Source organism: Micromonospora purpureochromogenes (genome assembly GCF_900091515.1).
GTDB lineage: Bacteria > Actinomycetota > Actinomycetes > Mycobacteriales > Micromonosporaceae > Micromonospora > Micromonospora purpureochromogenes.
The window spans coordinates 3,043,211-3,064,646 of record NZ_LT607410.1 but is presented as its reverse complement, the minus strand read 5'-3'; the positions used below and the strand labels follow the sequence as shown (position 1 = coordinate 3,064,646).

Below are 21,436 nucleotides of genomic sequence, written 5' to 3'. Positions count from 1 at the left end.
ACACCTGCTTGAATATTGACAGGTTGTAGAAATAACATCACCACAACCAACTCGCCTCGCTTCTGACATCCACCGCGGCACGACGGGGGCTGCGCGCGGCGTCGATGACGGTCGTCGGGTCCTCGGGAGAACGGATCACGGGATGTCTCGAACCAGCACAGGACGGCCGGGCGGACCGGCGCGCCGGCGTACCGTCGGGGCGGCGGCCGTGGCGGCGGTCATGGCGGCCACGGTGACCGGTGGGGCCGGGGCGGCCCGGGCCGAGGCCGTCCCGGCCGCGCCCCCGGTGGTCACCCGGGCCGCTCTCGACCCGTCGCTCGTCGCGGGCCGGGGTGCCGACGTCGGTTTCCTGGAGCAGGAGGCGGAGCACGCCACCACGAACGGCACGCTGATCGGCCCGGGGCGCACGGCGTACACCCTGGCGTCGGAAGCCTCCGGTCGCCGGGCGGTGAGCCTGGCGCCCGGCCAGTTCGTCGAGTTCACGCTGCCGGCCGCGACCAACGCCATCACCGTGCGCTACAGCATCCCGGACGCGCCCACCGGCGGCGGCATCACCGCGCCGCTGGCGGTCTCGGTCGGTCGCCGACCCGCCCGGACCATGATGCTCACCTCGCAGTACGCCTGGCTCTACAACCAGTACCCGTTCTCCAACGACCCCACCGCCGGCCTGCTGCACCCGGACTGGTGGATCACCGAATGCTCCTGCGTCCCCGCGGCCACCACGCCCACCCCGACGATCACCAGGCCGTTCCGCCCGCATCACTTCTACGACGAGCAGCGGATGCTGCTCGGCCCGACGTACCCGGCGGGCAGCGTGCTGCGGCTCGCGGTCCCGGCGGGCAGCGTCGCGCCGTGGACGGTCATCGACCTGCTCGACTCGGAGCTGGTCGCCCCGCCGCGGGTCGTGCCGGTCGCGGCGAACGTGCTGGCGTTCGGCGCGGACCCGACCGGCCGCCGCGACTCGGCCGGCGCCTTCGACCGGGCGATCGCCTTCGCCCGGCGCACCAAACTGAAGGTCTACCTGCCGCCGGGGACCTACCGGGTGAACCGCCACGTCATCGTCGACGAGGTCACCATCGAGGGCGCCGGCAACTGGCACACGATCGTCAAGGGACGCGAGGTCGCGCTCGACACCCCGGCCCCGGACGGCTCGGTGCACACCGGGGTCGGCTTCTACGGCCGGCCCGCGTCGGCGGGCGGCAGCCGCAACGTCCACCTGTCCGGCTTCGCGATCGAGGGCGACGTCCGCGAGCGCATCGACACCGACCAGGTCAACGGCGTCGGTGGCGCGCTGAGCCACTCCAGCGTCGACGGCCTCTACCTGCACCACACCAAGGTGGGACTCTGGTTCGACGGGCCGATGACCGACCTGCGGGTCACGAACAACGTCATCGTCGACCAGATCGCCGACGGCCTGAACTTCCACACCGGCGTCACCAACTCCGTGGTGCGCAACAACTTCGTCCGCAACAGCGGCGACGACGGCCTCGCCATGTGGTCGGAGGAGACCGGCAACGCGGGCAACATCATCGACCGCAACACCGTGCAGTCGCCGGTCCTGGCCAACGGCATCGCCGTGTACGGCGGCACGGACAACACCGTCTCGCGCAACCTGGTCGCCGACCCGGTGCGCGAGGGCAGCGCGATCCAGGTCGGCTCCCGGTTCGGCGCCGAGCCGTTCACCGGGCACCTGTGGATCACGGAGAACACCACCGCCCGGGCCGGCACCTACGAGCTGAACTGGAACATCGGCCTCGGCGCCATCTGGTTCTACGCTCTGGACCGCAGCATCGACGCCGACATCCAGGTGGTCGGCGACCACTACCTGGACAACACCTACAACGCGGTCATGCTGGTCAGCGACTGGCCGGTGAAGGACCGGTACGCGATCACGAACGTGCACTTCCGCGACGTCCGGGTCGACGGCGCCGGGACGTCCGTGGTGAGCGCCCGCACGGCGGGCTCCGCCTCGTTCGCGAACGTCGACGCGCGCCACGTGGGTGTGGTCGGCGTCAACAACTGCGGCTCCTTCCACTTCACCCCCGCCGGATCCGAGTTCAGTCTGACCGACCTCGGCGGCAACGACGGCGGGTGGCTCGCCCCATGGCTGCTGCCCAACACGATCACCTGCGACGACCGGCCGCCGGTCGTGACGCCGCCCCCGCCGTCCACCTGGTGACCCGGCAGGCGCCGTGGCGGTCGTCCGCCACGGCGCCTGCCGGGCACGGTCGACCGACCCGGTCTACCGGAATCGGGGATCTTCGCCGTCGCGGTCGCCCTGGTGCTCGACGACGACGTCGACCGGACCGACGCGCAGGGTGCCGTCGTTCAGCGGCGTGCAGCGCACGCCGCCCCGACGGCGCAGGGCCCGCCAGGTGCCGGGGCCGACGGTGGCGTCCATCCAGGCGCACGGGTTCGCCGGCCGGTTGACCCGCAGGCTGACCGGGCCGTCCCCCGAGTCCAGCACCAGGACCGACCCGACCAGCTCGTCCACCGCGATGCCGGTGGTCAGGATGTTGCGCCGGACCTGCACAAGGTCCACGCCCGCCGGCAACGACTCCTGCGCGATCACCGTCACGCTGGCCTGGCGGTGCGCCGGTCGACCGAAGTACCGGTCCCCCACGATGCCCAGCTCGGCGCGGAGCCGGACCTCGGTCACCAGTTCGCCGGGCGGGGCAGGCAGCGGACCGTCCGCGGGCCGGCCCACGTACCGGTGCACCGGCGAGGCCAGCAGCTGGACGATGCGCGCCACAGCGATGACCCTACGGGTCCGGGACCGCCCACCGGGCGCGCTCGGCCGGGACTGCTTGCGCCCCTGGCGATTCCGCCCGGGGGCCGGGCGCAAAGCCGCCCCGGTGAGGCCGGCGGTGCGGAAACGCCGCTTTCCGCGTACCACTCTGGCTACGCTCGGTAGTTGACCGACGCCGGCGCGGGTCCTCGTCCGCGCCGCCGGACTGCGCTGAGAGGAATCACCATGGCCACTGCATCGAACGGCCCGCCGACCGTCGTCCTGGTCCACGGCGCCTTCGCGGACAGCTCGGGGTGGAACGGCGTGGTCGAGCGTCTGCAGGCCGCGGGCGTGACGGTGAAGGCCGTGCCGAACCCGCTGCGCGGCGTCAGCGAGGACGCCGCGTACGTCGCGAGCGCGCTGAAGCAGACCCCGGGCCCGGTGCTGGCGGTGGGCCACTCGTACGGCGGGGCGGTCATCACCAACGCCGCCTCCCAGGTCGACAACGTGGTCGGACTGGTCTACGTCGCCGCCTTCGCCCCGGACGAGGGCGAGACCCTGCTGGCGATCGAGGGCGACTCCAAGGACAGCGTGCTCACCTCCGCGCTGATGGAGGTGAAGTACCCGACCGCGCAGGGCACCGAGACGGAGTTCCTCATCGACCCGGTGAAGTTCCACGACGCGTTCGCCGCCGACGTGTCGAAGAAGGACGCCGCAGTCATGGCGGCCACCCAGCGGCCCGTCTCGGCGCTGGCGTTCGCTCAGCCCACCGGGACGCCGGCCTGGCGCAACCTGCCGTCGTGGGCCGCGATCCCGGCCAGCGACAGGGCCGCCGGCAGTGACGTCCTGCGGTCCATGGCGCAGCGCGCCGGGGCGACCATCACCGAGATCGAGGGCTCCCATGTCGTCATGGTCAGCCAGCCCCAGGCCGTCACGGACGTGATCATGCAGGCGCTCAACGGCGTCGAGAGCTGACCAGGCCCGCCGGCCCGTCGCTCCCAGGCCTCGGTGCGGTCCACCCAGCCCCTGGTGACCTTGTACTGACGCCGGCCGCGCCGGGGAAGCAGCCGAGCGGTGGATACCTCCGGGCGGGCGCGGCCGAGAGCATGACGGAGTGAACAGAGACCGTCACCTCGTGTTGCTGGCGACCGGGGTGCTCGTCGCCCTGCTCGCGATCACCTTCGGGGTGCTCCGCTGGGAGTCGGCGGACCGGGTCGCGACGGCGGTGTCGGCGTTGGCGGGCGTCGCCGGGGTCGGGGTGGCCGTCTGGGCGGCGCGCTCCGGCGGTCGGGCCCGCGCCCGGGCCGGCGCGACCGGCCGGGCCACGGCCGCCGCCGGCGGCTACGCCGCCTCGGGCGTCGACGCGCCCACCGGCGATGCCGCGTCACTGGAGGTCTCGCGGACCGGCGACGCCGAGGCCACCGGCGGTGGCCAGGCGATCAGCGGGATTCGCCGCCGGGACCGATGACCGGCGATCCGCGCGGCGGGCCGCGCCCGGCCGGTTACGCCGTCACCAACACCGGCGACGCGTGGGCCGGCGCGCCCGGCAGCGTCGCCGTCTCCGGGTACGTCGAGGGCGACGTGTTCGCCGGGCTGCCCGGGTACCGGCTGACCGCCCCACCCGGCGACGAGCCACCGGCGCACCGGGAGCTGCGGCTCGCCGAGCTGCTCGACGCGCGGCACCGGGCGGTGCCGTTCGTGGGTCGCGACGCCGAGCGGCGGTCGCTGCGTGAGTGGCTGGCCGCTCCCGCGGCCGCGCCGGACTTCGCGGCGCTGCTGATCCACGGGCCGGGCGGGCAGGGCAAGACCCGGCTCGCCGACCGGTTCGCGGCGGACGCCCGAGCGACGGACTGGGAGGTGCTGCGCGCCCACCGCGACCCCGGGCCGCCGGCGCCCGGCGGCCCGCCCGCCCGGGGCGGGCGCGGCGACGGGCTGCTGGTCATCGTGGACTACGCGGACCGGTGGCCCGCCGGTGAGCTGCGCCGGCTGTTCACCGATCCCCGGCTGCGCCGGGATTGGCCGGTGCGGGTGCTGGTGCTGGCCCGCACCCAGGGGTACTGGTGGCCGGCGCTGCGCCAGTGGCTCGGCACGATCGGCGTGCGGTCCGGTGAGAGCGCACTGGCACCGCTGGCGGTCGACCCGACCACCCGCGAGCGGCTCTTTAGGACGGCCGCCGCCCGCTTCGCCGAGTTCGTCCCCCACGCCCGGCTGGCCGCGGTGACCACGCCCGACCTGAGCGATCCGGCGTACGAGACGGCGCTGGCCGTCCAGCTGGCGGCGCTGGTCGCCGTCGACGCCGGCCGCGACGGCGGGCCGGTGCCCGCCACGCCGGTCGACCTGCACGGCTACCTGCTCGACCGGGAGATCGGACACTGGCAGCAGCTGCGCGAGGGCGGGGCGACGTCCAGCCCGCCCGACCAGCTTGCCCGCGTCGTCTTCACCGCGGCGCTGACCGGCGCGGTGCCGTACGAGGTGGGCCGGGAGATCCTCGCCGGTGCGGGGATCGGCGCGGAGCCGGTGGTCGAGAACCTGCTGGCCGACCACGGGACCTGCTATCCACCCCGGGAACCGGCGTACGTGCTGGCACCGTTGCAGCCCGACCGGCTCGGTGAGGCGTACCTGGCGCTCGCCGTACCCGGACATGCCTGGCCCGCCCACCCGCCGCGACCGTGGGCGAACCGGACGGCCCGCGCGCTGCTGCGGGCCGAGGGCATGTCACCCGCGACGGCGACTTTGGTCCGGGCGAACGCGCTGACGGTCCTGACCGAGGTGGCGACCGCCTGGCGGCATGTCGCGACCGCGGTGCTGCTGCCGGCGCTCCGGGCCGAGCCGCGGCTCGCCATCGCCGCCGGCGGCGCGGTGCTGGCCCGGATCGTCGACCTGCCCGACGCCGGCGTCGACCTGCTGGCCGCGATCGAGCCGGTGCTGCCGGACGGGCGGCACGTCGACTTCGACATCGTGGCCTGCGACATCACAGCCCGGCTGGTCGCCCACCGGCTGCCCGGCTGCGCCGATGACGTCGAGCGGACGCAACTGCACCTCGGGTACGGACGCCGGCTGGCCAACGTCGGCCGTCGCGAGGCGGCCCTGGACGAGCTGACCCGGGCGGTGACGGCCGGCGAGGCCGCCCTGCGCGCGGAGGCGTCCCCGGCCACCTCGGCCCTGCTGGCCCGGGCGTTGCACCTGCGGGGTCACCGGCTCGCCGCGCTGAACCGCTACCCGGAGGCGCTGGCCAGCGTCGAACGGGCGGTCGAGCTGCTGACCCCGCTCGCCGACGTTCCCGGCGCCGACGGCGAGGCCCACCGGCGGGCGCTGGCGGAGACGCTGGGGAACCTCGGGACCCGCCTGTCCAACGTCGGTCGGGACCCCGAGGCGGTCGTGGTGGCGCGGCTGGCCGTCGACCTCTTCGAGGCCGGTCCGCGATCGGTCGCCGCCGAGCTGGGCCTGGCCGGGGCGCTGACCAACCTCGCGGTGATCGAGGCACAGCTCGGCCTGGGCCGGGAGGCGCTGAAGACCGTCCGGCGCGCCGAGGGCATCTGGCGCCGGCTCAGCGACGACGAGCCGTCGGTCTACCTGCCGGAGCTGGCGCTGGCGCTGAACACGGTGGGGCTGCGCCACGCCGACCTGGGGCAGGTCGGGGCGGCGGTGGACGCCGCGGAGGCGTCGCTGTCGATCTACCGCGACCTCGTCCGGGTCAACGCGGTCGCCTTCGAACTCGACCTGGCCGCCGTGCTGGCGAACCTGAGCGGATACCTGTGGCAGTTGGGCCGCCGCACCGAGGCGCTGGGGGCCAACAGCCAGGCCGAGGAGGTGTTCGCGCGGTGGGGCGGGGCGAACCCCGAGGCGTTCTCGGCGCACCTGCGGCACGTCCGCGAGAACATCGCCCGGATGAACGCGCAGCGCGGCCCGGCGGACCTGCGCCGGTGGGAGCTGGGCGCACACTCCTTCGCGAGCTGAGCCACGACATTCCTCCGAATCTCGACTACTTTCGATTGAACGCGCCCCACTTCTGTTCAGGTCGAACGAAAGACGTTAATGTCTTGGGCACCCCACGGTGCTCCTCGAGGCGGCGGCGGAAGTAGCACCGAGCTCGTCCCGACGCTCGGAGGTCCCGTGTCACGCGTCCCGCAACGATGCCTGCTCGTCGCCGCCACCGCCCTGCTCACCGCGCTCGCCAGCGCCGTACCGTCGGCGGCCCTCGCCCATCCCGGTCACCCGCACCCCGCCGCCGAGCCGGCCGCGCCGCAGCCGGCGGTCGCGGCGGCGGCCGTCCCGCCGACCAGCGGATTCGAGAAGATCACCCTCGACAGTGGACTCACCATGGGTGAGCCGATCGAACTGGCCGTCCTGTCCGACGGCAAGGTGCTCTACATCAACCGGGGCACCAGCGCCGGCGGCGGGCAGGTCCGGCTCTTCAACCCGGCCACCCGGTCCACGACCGTCGCGCTCACCCTCGCCCTCGACGCCCGGTTCGAGGACGGCCTGATCGGCATCACCGCGCACCCGAACTTCGACACCAACCGCTGGGTCTACCTCTTCTACTCGCCCAAGGTCACCCCGCTGGTCAACCGGATCTCCCGGTTCACCTTCAACCCGGCCACCCTGGCGCTCGACCCGGCCAGCGAGGACGTGCTCATCCAGTGGCCCACCGAACGCGACCTCTGCTGCCACTCCGCCGGTTCGATGAGCTGGGACACCGGCGGCAGCCTCTACTTCGCCGTGGGCGACAACACCAACTCCGGCGGCGACTCCGCCGGGATGGCGCCGATCGACGAGCGGACGACCCGCAATCCGCAGTACGACGCCCAGCGCACGTCCGGCAACACCAACGACCTGCGCGGCAAGATCAACCGGATCCACCCGGAGAACGACGGCAGCTACACCATCCCGTCGGGCAACCTCTTCCCGGTCGGCACCGCGAAGACCCGGCCGGAGATCTACGTGATGGGGGTGCGCAACCCGTACCGGATCTGGGTCGACCGCACGGCGGGGAACACCCTCTACTGGGGCGAGGTCGGCCCGGACGCCGGCGCCGACCTGGCCAACCGGGGGCCGGCCGCCTACGACGAGTTCAACCGGGCCACCGGGCCCGGCAACTACGGCTGGCCCTACTGCGGCGGCCCGAACGTGGCGTACAACGACTGGGACTTCGCGGCGAACGCCCCGCGCGGCTGGTTCCCCTGCGGCGGCGCCACCGGGCCGGTCAACGACTCGCCCCGCAACACCGGGCTGACCCAGCTCCCGCCGACGAAGCCGGCGCTGGTGTGGGAGCAGCACGGCGGCAGCGACGACTGGCCGGCCCTGGACAACCCGGGCGGCTGCGGCTCGCCCAACCACGTCGAGGTCTACCACTACGACCCCAACCTGAACTCCCCGGTCAAGTGGCCGGCCTACTACGACAACAAGCTGCTGATCTCCGAGTACTGCCGCAACTGGATCAAGGAGGTCCAGTTCGCCGACGGCAACCCGGCCACCGGCGCGCCGACCGTGATCGAGCCGGTGCTCGCGGGTATGTCGTTCGTGCACCCGATCGACGCGGAGTTCGGCCCGGACGGCTCGCTGTACCTGCTGGAGTACGGCAGCGGCTGGTTCTCCGGCGCCGCCGACGCCGGACTCTACAAAATCAACTACGTCCAGGGTGGCCGGTCACCGGTGGCCAGGGCGACGGTGAACCAGGACAACGGTCTCGCGCCGCTGGCGGTGACCTTCTCCAGCGCCGGCAGCGCCGACCCCGACGGCGACCCCCTGACGTACGCCTGGGACTTCACCGACAACGGCAGCGTCGACTCGACGGCGGCCAACCCGTCGTTCACGTACCCGTCGAACGGCAGCTTCACCGCCCGGCTGACGGTCAGCGACGGCACCGGTCGCAGCGGCACCACCACCGTGCCGGTCGTCGTCGGCAACAACCGGCCGACGGTGACCCTGAGCGGGCTGCCGGCGGGCGGCCTCTTCGACTGGGGTCAGGACCTGACCGTCTCCGCCTCGGCCAGTGACCCGCAGGACGGCGCCCCGGCCTGCTCGGCGATCGTGGTCCGGGCCGCACTCGGGCACCAGGAGCACGCGCACGAGGAGGGGCAGGGCACCGGCTGCGCGGCCACCTTCAACACCGGTCCGGTGCACGCCGGCCCGGATTCGGTGCTCTTCTTCGTGCTGCGCGGCAGCTACACCGACCGGGGCGCGACCGGTTCCGTGCCGCTGACCGGGGAACGGGAGATCAGCCTCTACCCCAAGCAGTGGCAGGCCGAGCACCACGTCACGCTCAACGGCCCCAAGGTGATCGACCAGGCGGCGGCCCAGGGCGGCAAGCGGCTCGGTGACATCCAGAACGGGGAGAACGTCCGGCACCACGCGGTGAGCCTGAAGGGCATCACCGGGGTCAGGGCCCGGGTCTCCTCCGGGGGCGCCGGGGGCACGGTCTCCTTCCGGTACGACTCCCCCACCGGCGCCGAGGTCGCCCGGATCGCGGTGCCCAACACCGGCGGCTGGGACAACTACACCGAACTCAGCGCCACCGTGACCAGGCCGGACGACGGCACCCACGACCTGTACCTGGTGTTCACCGGCGGCAGCGGCGCGCTGCTCGACGTCGACAGCTACACCTTCACCGGCCCGGGCGTGGGCACCGGCGGCGCCCGGACCGGTGAGATCAAGGGGCTGGGCAAGTGCGTCGACATCAGCTCCAGCCAGACCGCCGACGGCACCCGGGTGCAGCTGTGGACGTGCAACGGCACCGGCGCCCAGCGGTGGACGCTGCCCGGCGACGGCACCGTCCGCGGGCTGGGCAAGTGCCTCGACGTCAAGAGCAGCGGCACCACGAACGGCACCCCGGTCCAGCTCTGGACCTGCAACGGCACCGGCGCGCAGCAGTGGGCGGCACAACCCGACGGCGGCTTGAAGAACCCGCAGTCGGGCCGCTGCCTCGACATCCCGGCCTCCAACACCACCGACGGCACCCCGTTGCAGATCCACGACTGCAACGGCACCGGCGCCCAGCGCTGGACCCTGCCCTGACCCGACCGGCACCGGGCCGGGGTGACCCGTCACCCCGGCCCACCGCCGGGGCCCGACCGCGCCCGGTCCGCCCGCTTCGCCGGCCGCACGGCGGCGTGAACCGGGCGGATCCGTCGGGGGGTCCGCGCTCATCGACTGCTGCCATCCGGGCGCCGTGGTGCGACGATGACATCGACGGCATGCTGGCCGAGCGGAGGACTGTCGTGGCAGACGGAAACGACCCGGCGGTGAACCGGACGCGTCGGGTGGGCCGGGGCGCCCTCCCGCACCTCCTGGCGATGGTGATCTTCGGGCTGCTGGCCTGGTCCGGGGGGAGCATGCTGCGCCAGGGGGTGGACGGGCTCGCCGTGCCCTCGCTGATGATCGGGGCCGCCGGAGCCGTCGGCGCCCTGCTGATGGTGGCGGGGCGTCCGTCCCGGCACGCCGACCCGAGCGGACCCGACCCCCACCAGCTCGTGCGGGTGGCGATGGTGCTGGTGGCCGTCACCGCCCTGGTGACCGGCACGGCCCTCGCCCCGGACGGGATGGACCGGGGCTTCGTCATCTCCGTGGACGCGGTCCTCGCCGGCGCGCTCGCCTCGTACGCCCTGCTGGCCGGCGAGCAGCGCCGTCCCGCCGGGCTGCCGGGCTGAGCGAGCCGCACCGGCGAAACCGCTCCCCCGCCGGCCCCCACGGCAGCGCCGACCGGCACGTACCGGGCGGAAACCGGACCAACCAGCGAGCCGGCCGCGTAGCGTGGGCGACACGAGCGGCAGCAGGAGGGTGACGTGACGGAGCCGGAGGAAGACCGGGAGAAGACCGGCAAGACCGACCGGGTGCTCTACTCCCCCGACGGGGATCCCCACCACACCTTGGCGCAGGCGCCCCAGCCCGACGAGCACCCTCCGGTGACCGTCACGCGCGACGACCGGACCGAGGTCATCGACGACGAACAGTGACCGGCTGCCGGCGTCGCCGGGCCGTCGGCACACCGGGTACCCGGCGCGCAGCCGGTTTCAGCCGATGGCGTCCGGGCATCAGGTGGCATGTCGACCGACATCGACGATCCGCCGTTGCCGCCGCACCTCCAGTTGGAGGTCACCTCGGCGTGCAACCTGCGGTGCGTCATGTGTCTGGTCCGGTACCGGCCCCCGGTCAACAAGCTCGCCGGGGCCATGCGGCCGGACCTGTTCCACCGGCTGCTGGCCGAGGTACCCGCGCTGAGCCGGATGACGCTGCAGGGACTGGGCGAGCCGCTGCTGTCGCCGTACCTGATGGAGATGGTGCGGGCGGCGGTCGCCCGCGGGATCACCGTCGGGTTCAACACCAACGCCACCCTGCTCACCCGTGGCCGCGCCGAGGAGCTGGTGGACAGCCGGGTCGACTGGCTGCACGTCTCCCTCGACGGGGCCGGCGCGGGCGTCTACGAGGCGGTCCGCGAGGGGGCGGACTTCGCCCGCGTCGTGGCGAACCTCGCCGGGCTGGTGCACGCCAAACGGGCCGCGGGCAGTGTCACCCCGTGGATCCGGGTGGTGTTCGTGGCGATGCGGGACAACGTCACCGAGCTGCCGGACCTGGTGCGCCTGCTGGCCCGCATCGGCGTGGACGAGCTGCACGTGCAGAACCTCTCGCACAACTTCTTTGACGCCGATCCCGCCGGCGGGTACGACGGCATCCGGCAGTTCACCGCGGACCAGGCACTGTGGACCGGGACGGACGCGGACCGCGCCGCGACCGCCTTCCACGAGGCGGGCGAGGCGGCGCGCGAGCACGGGGTGCGGCTGCGCCTGCCGCGCCCCGGCGCCCCGGTCGACGCCGGCCCACCCTCGGGCCGAGGCTGTTCCTGGCCCTGGGAGGCGGCCTACATCACCAGCACCGGCGTGGTGCAGCCGTGCTGCATGGTGATGGGCGACGACCGGATGTCCCTGGGCCGGTTGACCGAGCAGAGCTTCCCACAGATCTGGTACGGCGAGCGCTACCGCGAGTTCCGGCACCGCCTCCTCGGCGGCGAGCCGCCCGAGGTGTGCCGGGGCTGCTCGCTGTACCGGCGCGCCTTCTGACCCCGCCGGCCGCCGGCGGGTGCCGGCGGGACGTTCACCGGTCAGTCCGCGCGGTGCAGCGGACCCCACTCTTGCGACGCCTGCTCCGCCACGGCCCGGTGGGCCTGGCTGAGGGCCGCCTCGCTGACCCAGGCCAGCGGCCGCTGGCAGATCACCAGGGGTTCGTTGTCGGGTCCCCGGCCGATCTGCTCGCCCAACAGCACCCACGGGCGTACGCCGGGCCCACGCAGGTCCCGCAGGTGGCAGTAGTCGTACAGCCGGCGGGCGATCCACAGCCGCAGGGGCCGGTCGCCCCACCACGACTCCACGGCGAGCGGGTTGGCGGACAGGCCCGGCAGCTCCGTCCCGGTCAGCGCGTCCCGGCTGGACTGGCTGGCCTGCCGTTCGTCGGTCAGGTCCGCCTGCGGTCCCCGGGACCACCGCACGTACAGCGACTCGTCCGCGGCTTTCTGCACCAGGGTGACGAGCTGATCCAGGTCGTCGACGACCCACATGCCCGCTTCGTTGTGTGCCTCGCTCACCCCGTCCATGTGCCCTGCCGGACCCCTGGCCATTCCTCCTGATTCCGGGCCTTTTGGGGGCCGGGCCGGCTCGCCCACCCGTCTTCGGGCGGTCGGCACCTCCTCGCCTACGGCGACGGCACCGGCGATCGACGGCAGCCGGACGCATGCGCCCAGCCGGTGCGGGTAGGCACGGGCCGACGTGTCCGTGACGGCGACGCGGCACCCGCGGGAGCTGCGGGGGCGCCCGCCGGTGAGCCCGAGCGCCTGCCGGGTGGCAACGGGCCGGATCCGAGGCGGCGGGAGTGCGCGATGGGACGCTACGACGACGAGGTGACCGGGCTCGCGGCGCCGCTGACCGACGCGGGCGACCTGGACGTGCTGATGGACCGCGTCGGTGCCGCCCGGGTGGTGATGCTCGGCGAGGCGACCCACGGCACCCACGAGTTCTACACCTGGCGGGCCGCGATCACGCGCCGGCTCATCGAGGAGAAGGGCTTCTCGTTCGTCGCGGTGGAGGGCGACTGGCCCGACTGTGACCGGGTCGATCGCAGCGTACGGTGCCGCAGCGACGCGCCTGCGGATCCGCGCGCGGCCCTCGCGGCGTTCGAGCGGTGGCCGACCTGGATGTGGGCCAACGAGGAGGTCGTCGACTTCACCCGCTGGCTGCGGACCCACAACGCCCAGTTGGACGAGCCGGCACGGGTCGGCTTCCACGGCCTGGACGTGTACTCGCTGTGGGAGTCGCTGCACGAGATCCTCGTCTACCTGCGCGAGCACGACCCGGAACAGGTGCCGGCGGCGCTGGCCGCCTACCGCTGTTTCCAGCCGTACGACGAGGACCCCCAGCAGTACGCGCTGGCGACCCGGCTGGTGCCGAACAGCTGCGAGAACGAGGTCGTCGACCTGCTCGCCGCGCTGCACGAGCGGGCCGCCACCGACGGCGCGGGCCGCTTCGGGGCGTGGCAGAACGCCGAGGTGGTCGCCGGCGCCGAGCGCTACTACCGGGCGATGGTGCGCGGTGGCCGCGAGTCGTGGAACGTCCGTGACCGGCACATGGACGACACCCTCGACCGGCTGCTCACGCACTACGGACCGGGCGCGAAGGCGGTCGTCTGGGCACACAACACCCACGTGGGTGACGCCCGGGCCACCGACATGGTCGAGGCGGGTGAGGTCAACATCGGCCAGCTCGCCCGCGAGCGCCACGGCGTCGACCAGGTCGTCCTGGTCGGCTTCGCCACCCATCGGGGGACCGTGGTGGCCGGCGACGCCTGGGGGGCGCCGATGCGGGTGATGTCGATGCCGCCGGGCCGGCGGCACTCGCTGGAGGACGCGCTGCACGCCGCCGCGCCGCCGGAGGCGCTCTTCGTCTTTCCCCGGGACGGCCGTCCCGATCTGCTCACCGACGAACTCGACCATCGGGCGGTCGGGGTGGTCTACCACCCGGAACGGGAGAGCTGGGGCAACTACGTCTCCACCGTGCTCGGCGACCGCTACGACGCCCTCTGCTGGGTCGACCAGTCCCAGGCCGTCCGGCCGCTGCACATTCGGCCCGCCAGCCTCGCCGAGCCCGAGAGCTACCCCTCCGGCGTCTGACCACATCGGCCAGCGGTGCCCTACCTGACGGCGACGGTGATCTTGTCGAAGTCGGGTGCCGGCGAGTCCGGGTTGAACATCTTCAGCGTGTTGGACCCGGGTCGGAGCGGCACCGTCACGACCATGGTGCCGACGCTGCTCCACCCGCCCGTCCCCGGGAAGGTCAACGTGATCGGGGCCGCGCCGTTCACACTGATCTGCCCCACCCGGGGGGACTCGCCGTTGACGTACGCGATGGTCACGGTGGCCGACCCGCCGGTGCGGGCGGTCACGCCGTTGAACTGCAGCGTTCCCATGTCGCGCCCGATGTTGCCCACCTTCTTCCCGCCGGAGCAGCCGGGACAGTCGTAGATCCTGATGTTGTCCAGGCCGTTCTCCGTCGACTCGGCCTCGTAGGACCGCACCACCATCGGTGCCGCCGGGGCGGCGGGCGGGCGGGTGGCCGGCGGTCGGGTGGTCGGGGGTGCCGTCGACGGCGCGGCGGGTCGGGTCGCCACCGATCCGACGCGCACCTCCCGGCCGCCCTCGGCCGAGGTGGCCGTCGCCGGGTCCGGCGTCGGGAAGGCCGGATCAAGGTGGCTCGCCGGGCCGGTCGGACCGGGGCGATCCGCCGCCGGCGACCCCCCGAGACCCAGATCCACGTTCATCACCGCCAGCGTCAGCACGATGATCAGGTAGCCGACTCCCACCACCGCCAGCAGGCGGATCGGGCCGATCCGCCACATGCCGTCAGGACCGGATCCGTGACGTGGACTCACTCCCGAGGCTCCCCTCCACGCGCCGAGTGGTGCGCCCGGCGCGGCGACGACCCGGAGCCGGGTGTGACAGGTGCCACAGGATTGTAGGGGGCCGATCAACTTCTGGCCCGCCGCCAGGTGCCGTTACGCGGGCACCGTCCCGGTCCGCGGGCCGCCGCCGGGCCCGCCTACTCCTCGATCTGGGTACGCGGCAGCATGGTCGGCGACCAGCCGAAGTCGTACCGGGGGGCGGCTACCGCCTGGGCGAAGGCCTTGGCGGCGGCCGGAGAACTGACCACCCGCCAGTCCACCTCCTTGTTCGCCTCGAACCAGATCAGGCCGATGATGTCCCGGTGGCGGGGCAGCAACTGGAAGGTCTGCTTGATCCACTCGGCCTTGCGCCCGTTACCGTCGGAGGCGCCGGTCTCGGTGATGACCAACGGCTTGTGGGTGAAGGCGCGGATCTCCTTGATCGTGGGGTTGAAGATCGCGTCGAAGGACCGGTACGTCGAGAGCGCCCCGGGGCCGTAGTAACCGGAGAGTCCGATCCAGTCGACGTAGTCGTCGCCCGGGTAGAGCGTGGAGAGTTCCGGGGTGGAGTCGTCCCACCTGACGTTCGGGCTCCACGTCCAGATGACGTTCTTGACCCCGGCCGCCTCGAACACGTCGTGGACGTGCCGCCAGGCCTTCACGAAGTCGCCGGGCCGGTTGCCGTTGACCGTCTCGCACCACGGGTACCAGTCGCCGTTCATCTCGTGGGCGAACCGGATGGCCACCGGATAGTCGAGTGACTTGATGCCCTGGGCCCAGGACAGCAGGTACTTGTCGAAGCTCCCCCGGGCGATGCGGGACAGCCGGTAGTGGGGTTGGTCGGAGCGGATCTTGTCGATCTTGCGGGCGCTGAAGCCCTTCTTGCGGGCCGCCTGGTCCAGGCGGTAGTCCCACGGTTCCCACGCCAGCATCGGCAGCATGCCGCGGCTGCTGATCCGGTCGAAAAGCGTCCGGTCGAATGTGTCGGACGCCCACCCTGAGCTGAAGAGCATCACCTGCGGCTCGCGCTTCGCGGCCGCCGTGAACATGTCCACCGCGGTGAAGTCGTGCGGGCCCTCATGTGTCATGACACCGATGAACGCCTTGCCGGCCGGCGGGAAGAGTTCCGCAGCCGGTCGGGGGGGCGGGCTCGGTGCCGCCGCACCTGGCTCGGCCTTCGCAACCCGGCCGTCCTCCCGGCCCCCGGACGTGGTGGTCGGTGCGATGGCGAACGCGTAGGTCAGTAGCAGCGCGCCGATCAGCACCATCAGGACCCGCGGAACGGTCAACCTCATCGTTGCAGAACCCCCTCAGCCGCCACCCGCAACCTCGGCGGGTGGCGTTCCTCGCTGTCGGCGCGAGCGACCGGCTCGGCCATGTCGTCAACCGCCGGCAGGTCCTGGTCGGCAGCCTCGCCCCCGGGCGCTCCGCCGACGCCGCGGTGAAGTTCCTGACCCGGTACGGGTTCGTCAGTCTGTCCTGGCCGGGCGTGACGTGAGTGAATGGCCCGGCACCGGGTCACCCGTCCTGCCGGTGCGGGTGTCGACATCGACCGGGACGAGGCCGGGTACGGAACATCTAGTCCTCGAGTTTCCTGCGCAGGAGCATGTCTGGCGACCAGGTGACCTGGTAACGAGGGCCGGCGACCCCCTTGGCGAAGGCTTTTGTCACGGCCGGTGAGCTGACGATGCGCCAGTCCACCTCCCTCTCCTTGTTCACTTCGAACCAGATGACGCCGATGATGTCCTTGTAGCGGGGCAGCAGCCGGAATGCCCGCGTGATCCACTCGGCCTTGCGCCCGTAGGCGTCGGAGGCACCGGTCTCGGTGATGACCAGCGGTTTGCTGCTGAAGGCGCGGATCTCCTTGATGATCCTGTCGAAGATCACGTCGAAGGGCCGGTAGTCCGAGGTGAACACAGTGGTGTAGTAGCCGGAAATGCCCACCCAGTCGACGTAGGCATCGCCCGGGTAGAACGTGGAGAGTTTGGGGAGCGAATCGTCCCAGATGTTGTTCGGGCTCCACACCCACGTGACGTTGGTGGCCCCGGCAGCCCGGAACAGATCATGTACGTGGCGCCACGCCTTGACGTAGTCGCCCGGTCGGTTGCCGTTGACCAGCTCGCACCACGGGTACCAGTAGCCGTTCATCTCATGGGCGAACCGGATGGCCACCGGGTAGCCGAGTGACTTGATCCCTTCGGCCCAGGATCGCAGGTAGCTGTCGAAGTCCCCGCGCGCTATGTGGGACAACCGGTACTGGGTCTGCTCGTTCCGTAACCTGTCGACCTCGCGGGTCGGGAGCCCCTTCTTGATGGCCGCTTCGCCCAATCGGTAGTCCCACGGTTCCCAGCCCAGCATTGGCAGCATGCCGCGGTCTTTGATCCGGTCGAAGGGCGTCCGGTCGAATGCCTCGGATGCCCATCCGGAGCCGAAGAGCATGACCTGCGGCTGGCGCTTCGCGGCCGCCGTGAACATGTCCACCGCGGTGAAGTCGTGCGGGCCCTCCTGAGTCATGACACCGATGAACGTCTTACCGGCCGGAGGGAAGATTTTCCGGTCCGGTCCGAGCGACGAGCCTGGTTCGGCCGTCGCCACCGCGCTTGGTCCGGCCGCGGCAACCCGGTCGGACGGCGCCTCCTTTCGGCCCTCGGCCGTGGTCTTTGGCGCCATGGCGAAGGCGTAGGCCAGCAGCAGCGCGGCGATCAACACCGTCATGACCCGCGGGACGGTCAGCTTGGCCATGGCACACCCCCGTTCGCCGGCACCCGGGACTTCGGCGGTTGGCGCTCCTCATTGCCGGCGGGCGCGGCTTGCTCGGCCGTGTCGTCGTGCTGCTTTCCGCGGGCCGTGATGTTCGACAGGAGCGCGATCAGCGGCGGACCGAGACCTGTCAGGAGGGTCAGGATCGGCCAGACGTGGAGCATGGTGAAGCTGGTGTCCAGTACGAAACTCGCGCCGAGCAGGGCAGCGGCGAAAGCCGCCCAGCAGAAGTGCAGCCGGAAGGTGCCGAGCGACTCGGTGGTGCGCAGCTTCCCCTTGGCCGTCACCACGAACCCGAGCTTCCGCCGAAGCAGCGCACTGACACCGGCGGCCGCGTAGATGGGACCGGCGAACAGCGCCAGCGCCATCCCGACCAGGCCGATCTCCTCCCGTTCGTGGGGAGCGATGTTGAAGCGGCGGAGCCAGAGCCACAGCAGAAACCAGGTGCCCATGCTCGAACCCCACAGCACCGACCACACGGTGACGTCGAGTTGGGCCGCGCCCACACCGGTGAGCAGGTACATGGCCGTGGCGAGATTGCCCAGCAACAGGCTGACGGCGACGCTCGGGTAGTAGAACTGGAGCAGGCGGTACTGCCAGCGGCGCCGTCCACCGAGTTCGCGCGGTGCGCGCAGCTCGGGGCGGATGAGGATCTCGCAGATGCCGGCCGCCCACCGCTTCTGCTGGTTGAAGTAGTCCGCCCACGAGGTCGGGCCTTCCCCGATGGCCAGCACGTCCGGGGTGTAGACGCCCTTCCACCGGTTGCCGGTCTGCGGGTTGACGGCGGCGTGGACCCGGATGCTGGTGAGATGGTCCTCGATGATCGAGTCCTGGTAGCCCCCGATGCTCCGCCAGGCCGCCGGTCGGTAGAGGTGGCCGGTGCCGGTGAGCAGCGGCGCGTCCAGCCCGTTCCCGCCCCGCGCGATGAGCCCGTTGTAGAGGTACTGCTGCACCGACGCGCCGTGCGCGACCCAGTTCTGGTGCATGTTGCCGTAGACCTGGGGCGTCACCACGAAGGCGACGTCCGGGTCGCGGAAGTACCCGAGGGTCCGTTCGAGGAAGCCCGGCAACGGGACGTGGTCCGGGTCGACGTTGGCGACCACGTCGTAGCCGTGCTCGTGCTCCGCCCGCCAGGCGTTGTGATTGCCCGACTTCGTCCGGGCCCGGAACTCACCGCTCGGCTGGTTGTACTCCGGGCGGCCCTTACGGCTGAAGTGCCGCACGCCGAGCCGCGCGGACATCTCCTTCACGGCCGGGTCGTCCCCCTCGTCGAGGATCCAGACGTCGACCTGGCCGCAGTACACGATCTGTGTCATCCTCCGCAGGGTCCGCTCGGCGACGTCGATCGGCTCCTTGCTGGGCACGATGGTGGTGAGCAGGGCCACCCGCAGGCCGACCGGCGGATCGACCGGGACCGGATCCTTGGCGTGGTACGCGAACACCCAGATCACCACGTTCTGCGCGAGGCGGATCAGCTCGACGCCGACGACCACGCAGAAGCCGAGCCGGGCCGTCATCGTCTGCCAGTTCCCGATCCCGGTCACGCCCGGCCCCGGCACGTGCGCCGGGAGCAGCAGCCAGCCGATGAACAGCAGGCCGGCCGCGCTGTTGACGAGGACGAACAGCGTCAGGATCAGCCGTGACGCCGGCGACAAGGCATGGCGGAACTCGACCGCCGCCGCCGGGTGCCGTGGCGCGACCAACGGTCCGGCCGTCGTCCCGCACGCCGCGTAGGCGCGACGGGCTCTGACGTTGCGCTGTCGCCGGTCGGGGGGCTGCTCCGCCGAGGTCCGGGGCGGGGAGACGGCCGGAGCACCCGCGGTAGCCTGCCCCGCGACGTGAGACAGCCGGCTATCGCTGGCGATCCCCACGTTGCCCCCCAAGGATTCTGCCCGACACGAACTCGACCGGAGCTGATGCTATTCGGGCAATCAGCCCAAAGCGTGCGTGTTGCTCAAATACCCCAGGAGCCTTCTTCCGCCGGCCGTTCTCGTCCACCGGCGGGGGCCGGGCGAGCCCCGTGCGGCGTCTCGCCGCCGGCGGGCCCGGTCCACAGCTGAATGAACCTCGCGAGATCGCCGGTCGCCCGCTCGTGTCCCTCCAACGCCGGCCGGGCCAGCTGTGCCGGCGCACCGAGCACCGCGATCGCCACCAGGGCGAGCGCACACCACCGGGCACGCACCCGGGTAAGGGCGACCGCGCCGAGCGTCGCCCACGCCGGAAGCGTGAAGAGCAGCACCTCCGGCAGCCAGATCGGCGTCGCCTGCGCGACGAGCAGCAACCCCAGCGGCGGCACCACCGCCCACGCGGTGTAGACGGCGGCGGAGCGCCGCAACGGAAGGCTGAACAGGGCCAACACGAGCAGTACGATCCCCAGGGCGGTGACGCCGAACAGTTCCCGGGGGGCCGCGGCCAACACGTCCGGGGTGAGCTTCGATCCCCGCGCGATCGGCGCGCCGGGTTGCCCGCCGAACAGTCCCAGCGCGGCGGCCGTGGGTAGCGCACCCAACAGCGCCACCGTCGACCAGCGGCCGGCCACGCCGCGCCGGAAGGCGAACACGGTCCAGCCGTGCCCGGCCAGCAACAGCAGCGCGAGACCGTGGGAGAGGCCCAGCAGCAGCACCGAGGCGCCGTAGCCGGCGAAGCGTCCGAACGTCGGCCGGTCGACGGCCAGCACGAGCAGGAACGTGGCGAGCACGGCGGCGAACACCGTCAGCGCGTACGGCTGGACCTCCTGGGCGTACCGCGTCGACGTCGGCACCAGCGCGAAGATCACTCCGGCCAGCAGGCCGACCCGCGGCGTGAACAGTCGGGCCGCCAACAGCCCGACAAGAGCCGCCGCACCGATGATGGCCACCATCGACACCGCCCGCACCGCCGGGCCCGGCGCGCCGAGGACCTCCGCCCACCAGCGCATCAGTGCTGAACCGGCGATGGCCCATTCCGGGGCGTCCTCGGTGGGCGGGGCGGGCGCGCCGCTCCGGACGAGGCAGAGCGCGACCGTCAGCAGTGCCGGTACCAGCCAGGCGGCGACCCGCCACCGGACGGGGTCGGCCGCCGGCTGGGGGGCATGTCGTGGCCTTCGCCCCAGGGGTCCTCGACGTCGACCTCCGTCGACGTCAGCCGGGGCAGGACTATGGTGTCCGCGTCCTTCATCGTGTCTCACGCATTTCTGTCGGAACCGGCGGTGGAAGCCGCAGCAGGGGCGCCCCGAGGCGACGCCAGCCCAGCGGGTCCTCGGCGTGGGCAGCACGCGGCGCAGGACCGGCCGGAGTCCTGGATCGGGTAGGAATGTCACCTGGAGCATAGGGAACAAGGATGGACAGACATCCCGGATGCGTCAGAAGCACCGAATCGGGGACCAACCACCTACTTGGTGGCCGGGATGCTGATCGAGTCGCCGCTCGGTGAACCCTTCGCGGGCTCACCCGCAGGGCGCCGTGGTCCAACCGCCCGTGCCACGAAAGTCCGGGCTCACCGGTCGTTTCGCGGCGCCTGAGGAGTCTGGTGCGTATCGAGGTGCGCGCGCAGCGCCGCGGCGATCTCGCCCGCCGCGGCGAGCTGATCCGGCGTGAGAGCGTCGACGAAGAGTTCGCGGATGGCGCGCAGGTGCGGGACCGTGGAGCGCCGGAACGCGTCGGCTCCGGCCGGCGTGAGCAGGACCTCCGCCCCACCGCGATCCGTTGCGCACTCCTGGCGGCGGATGAGCCCGCGCCGCTCCATCCGCCCGAGATGGTGGGAGAGCCGGCTGCGCTCCCAGCCGATCTGGGCCGCGAGTTCGGAGGAGCGCAGCTGCCGCTCCTGTGCCTCGCTGAGGGCGAGCAGCACGGCGTAGTCCCCCGGGGAGAGGGAAGACTCGACCTGGAGGCGGGACGCGAGCTGAGACCTGAGTGCTTCCGCCGTCTCGATGTAGGCGCGCCAGGCCCGCAGTTCCGCCGCGCTCGGTAGCTGGCGTCCGGCCCGCCGGTCAGGTGTGGCTTTCGTCATCTCGCGCTCCTGGTTGACATGTCAATCCTGAGGCTAGCATGG

General features: G+C 72.3%; 18 protein-coding genes. 10 read left to right on the top strand and 8 right to left on the bottom strand.

Annotation, left to right across the window (positions count from 1 at the left end):
• Nucleotides 1–220: 220 nt before the first annotated feature.
• Complete coding sequence (locus GA0074696_RS14150) at nucleotides 221–2,179, top strand: glycosyl hydrolase family 28-related protein (protein WP_197700871.1); 1,959 nt, start codon at nucleotides 221–223, stop codon at nucleotides 2,177–2,179.
• 63 nt (nucleotides 2,180–2,242) lie between these two features.
• Here the strand turns inward: GA0074696_RS14150 and GA0074696_RS14145 are convergent, their stop codons facing one another.
• Complete coding sequence (locus GA0074696_RS14145; RefSeq protein ID WP_088961539.1) at nucleotides 2,243–2,752, bottom strand: molybdenum cofactor biosysynthesis protein; 510 nt, start codon at nucleotides 2,750–2,752, stop codon at nucleotides 2,243–2,245.
• A gap of 222 nt (nucleotides 2,753–2,974) precedes the next feature.
• On the opposite strand from GA0074696_RS14145, the gene GA0074696_RS14140 reads away from it, so the two are divergent.
• The 7 genes from GA0074696_RS14140 (at nucleotide 2,975) to GA0074696_RS14115 (ending at nucleotide 11,781) form a co-directional block, all read left to right on the top strand.
• Complete coding sequence (locus GA0074696_RS14140; RefSeq protein ID WP_088961538.1) at nucleotides 2,975–3,703, top strand: alpha/beta fold hydrolase; 729 nt, start codon at nucleotides 2,975–2,977, stop codon at nucleotides 3,701–3,703.
• A 160-nt stretch (nucleotides 3,704–3,863) separates the two neighbouring features.
• Entirely contained in the window at nucleotides 3,864–4,196 is a 333-nt protein-coding gene (locus tag GA0074696_RS14135; RefSeq protein ID WP_088961537.1) for a hypothetical protein, read from the top strand.
• Nucleotides 4,193–6,685: a tetratricopeptide repeat protein gene (locus GA0074696_RS14130; protein ID WP_088961536.1), complete on the top strand. Its 2,493-nt coding sequence runs from the start codon at nucleotides 4,193–4,195 to the stop codon at nucleotides 6,683–6,685. Before GA0074696_RS14135 ends, GA0074696_RS14130 begins: the two co-directional genes overlap by 4 nt.
• A 156-nt stretch (nucleotides 6,686–6,841) precedes the next feature.
• On the top strand, nucleotides 6,842–9,742 hold the full coding sequence (locus GA0074696_RS14125) for a ricin-type beta-trefoil lectin domain protein (protein ID WP_172894281.1): 2,901 nt from the start codon (nucleotides 6,842–6,844) through the stop codon (nucleotides 9,740–9,742).
• Between the two features lie 203 nt (nucleotides 9,743–9,945).
• The gene (locus tag GA0074696_RS14120; protein WP_088961534.1) at nucleotides 9,946–10,374 is read left to right on the top strand and encodes a hypothetical protein; all 429 of its coding nucleotides are present in this window, start codon (nucleotides 9,946–9,948) and stop codon (nucleotides 10,372–10,374) included.
• 135 nt (nucleotides 10,375–10,509) lie between these two features.
• The gene (locus GA0074696_RS31180) at nucleotides 10,510–10,680 is read left to right on the top strand and encodes a hypothetical protein (RefSeq protein ID WP_172894279.1); all 171 of its coding nucleotides are present in this window, start codon (nucleotides 10,510–10,512) and stop codon (nucleotides 10,678–10,680) included.
• Nucleotides 10,681–10,767: 87 nt separating this feature from the next.
• Nucleotides 10,768–11,781, top strand: coding sequence for a radical SAM protein (locus tag GA0074696_RS14115; RefSeq protein ID WP_088961533.1), 1,014 nt, complete (start codon nucleotides 10,768–10,770; stop codon nucleotides 11,779–11,781).
• A gap of 41 nt (nucleotides 11,782–11,822) precedes the next feature.
• Here GA0074696_RS14115 and GA0074696_RS14110 read toward each other — a convergent pair whose 3' ends face one another.
• Entirely contained in the window at nucleotides 11,823–12,275 is a 453-nt protein-coding gene (locus GA0074696_RS14110) for a DUF6098 family protein (RefSeq protein WP_197700844.1), read from the bottom strand.
• A gap of 318 nt (nucleotides 12,276–12,593) precedes the next feature.
• Between GA0074696_RS14110 and GA0074696_RS14105 the strand changes: the two genes are divergently transcribed.
• Nucleotides 12,594–13,880 (top strand): erythromycin esterase family protein, encoded by a 1,287-nt coding sequence (locus GA0074696_RS14105; protein ID WP_088961531.1) that lies wholly within the window; start codon nucleotides 12,594–12,596, stop codon nucleotides 13,878–13,880.
• Between the two features lie 20 nt (nucleotides 13,881–13,900).
• Here GA0074696_RS14105 and GA0074696_RS14100 read toward each other — a convergent pair whose 3' ends face one another.
• Together GA0074696_RS14100 and GA0074696_RS14095 are read right to left on the bottom strand one after the other, a co-directional pair.
• A complete protein-coding gene (locus tag GA0074696_RS14100) occupies nucleotides 13,901–14,638 on the bottom strand; it encodes a carbohydrate-binding protein (RefSeq protein ID WP_157745916.1) in 738 nt (245 codons plus the stop codon).
• Between the two features lie 167 nt (nucleotides 14,639–14,805).
• Nucleotides 14,806–15,942, bottom strand: coding sequence for a glycoside hydrolase family 26 protein (locus GA0074696_RS14095; protein WP_088961529.1), 1,137 nt, complete (start codon nucleotides 15,940–15,942; stop codon nucleotides 14,806–14,808).
• A gap of 41 nt (nucleotides 15,943–15,983) precedes the next feature.
• Between GA0074696_RS14095 and GA0074696_RS14090 the strand changes: the two genes are divergently transcribed.
• A complete protein-coding gene (locus GA0074696_RS14090; RefSeq protein ID WP_157745914.1) occupies nucleotides 15,984–16,145 on the top strand; it encodes a hypothetical protein in 162 nt (53 codons plus the stop codon).
• A gap of 80 nt (nucleotides 16,146–16,225) precedes the next feature.
• On the opposite strand, the gene GA0074696_RS14085 is transcribed toward GA0074696_RS14090, so the two are convergent.
• From GA0074696_RS14085 to GA0074696_RS14070, 4 genes are all read right to left on the bottom strand, one after another.
• Nucleotides 16,226–17,389 (bottom strand): glycoside hydrolase family 26 protein, encoded by a 1,164-nt coding sequence (locus tag GA0074696_RS14085; RefSeq protein ID WP_088961527.1) that lies wholly within the window; start codon nucleotides 17,387–17,389, stop codon nucleotides 16,226–16,228.
• Nucleotides 17,377–19,062: a glycosyltransferase family 2 protein gene (locus GA0074696_RS14080; RefSeq protein ID WP_231925372.1), complete on the bottom strand. Its 1,686-nt coding sequence runs from the start codon at nucleotides 19,060–19,062 to the stop codon at nucleotides 17,377–17,379. Before GA0074696_RS14080 ends, GA0074696_RS14085 begins: the two co-directional genes overlap by 13 nt.
• 299 nt (nucleotides 19,063–19,361) lie before the next feature.
• Nucleotides 19,362–20,324 (bottom strand): glycosyltransferase family 39 protein, encoded by a 963-nt coding sequence (locus tag GA0074696_RS14075; RefSeq protein WP_157745912.1) that lies wholly within the window; start codon nucleotides 20,322–20,324, stop codon nucleotides 19,362–19,364.
• A 557-nt stretch (nucleotides 20,325–20,881) separates the two neighbouring features.
• Nucleotides 20,882–21,394 (bottom strand): MarR family winged helix-turn-helix transcriptional regulator, encoded by a 513-nt coding sequence (locus GA0074696_RS14070; RefSeq protein WP_088961524.1) that lies wholly within the window; start codon nucleotides 21,392–21,394, stop codon nucleotides 20,882–20,884.
• Nucleotides 21,395–21,436 lie beyond the last annotated feature (42 nt).

Coding starts and splice junctions, on each gene's coding strand:
- GA0074696_RS14070 (WP_088961524.1), bottom strand. CDS start 21,394: ATGACGAAAGCCACACCTGACCGGCGGGCCGGACGCCAGCTACCGAGC.
- GA0074696_RS14150 (WP_197700871.1), top strand. CDS start 221: ATGGCGGCCACGGTGACCGGTGGGGCCGGGGCGGCCCGGGCCGAGGCC.
- GA0074696_RS14115 (WP_088961533.1), top strand. CDS start 10,768: ATGTCGACCGACATCGACGATCCGCCGTTGCCGCCGCACCTCCAGTTG.
- GA0074696_RS14110 (WP_197700844.1), bottom strand. CDS start 12,275: ATGTGGGTCGTCGACGACCTGGATCAGCTCGTCACCCTGGTGCAGAAA.
- GA0074696_RS14085 (WP_088961527.1), bottom strand. CDS start 17,389: ATGGCCAAGCTGACCGTCCCGCGGGTCATGACGGTGTTGATCGCCGCG.
- GA0074696_RS14140 (WP_088961538.1), top strand. CDS start 2,975: ATGGCCACTGCATCGAACGGCCCGCCGACCGTCGTCCTGGTCCACGGC.
- GA0074696_RS14130 (WP_088961536.1), top strand. CDS start 4,193: ATGACCGGCGATCCGCGCGGCGGGCCGCGCCCGGCCGGTTACGCCGTC.
- GA0074696_RS14075 (WP_157745912.1), bottom strand. CDS start 20,324: ATGCGCTGGTGGGCGGAGGTCCTCGGCGCGCCGGGCCCGGCGGTGCGG.
- GA0074696_RS14095 (WP_088961529.1), bottom strand. CDS start 15,942: ATGAGGTTGACCGTTCCGCGGGTCCTGATGGTGCTGATCGGCGCGCTG.
- GA0074696_RS14105 (WP_088961531.1), top strand. CDS start 12,594: ATGGGACGCTACGACGACGAGGTGACCGGGCTCGCGGCGCCGCTGACC.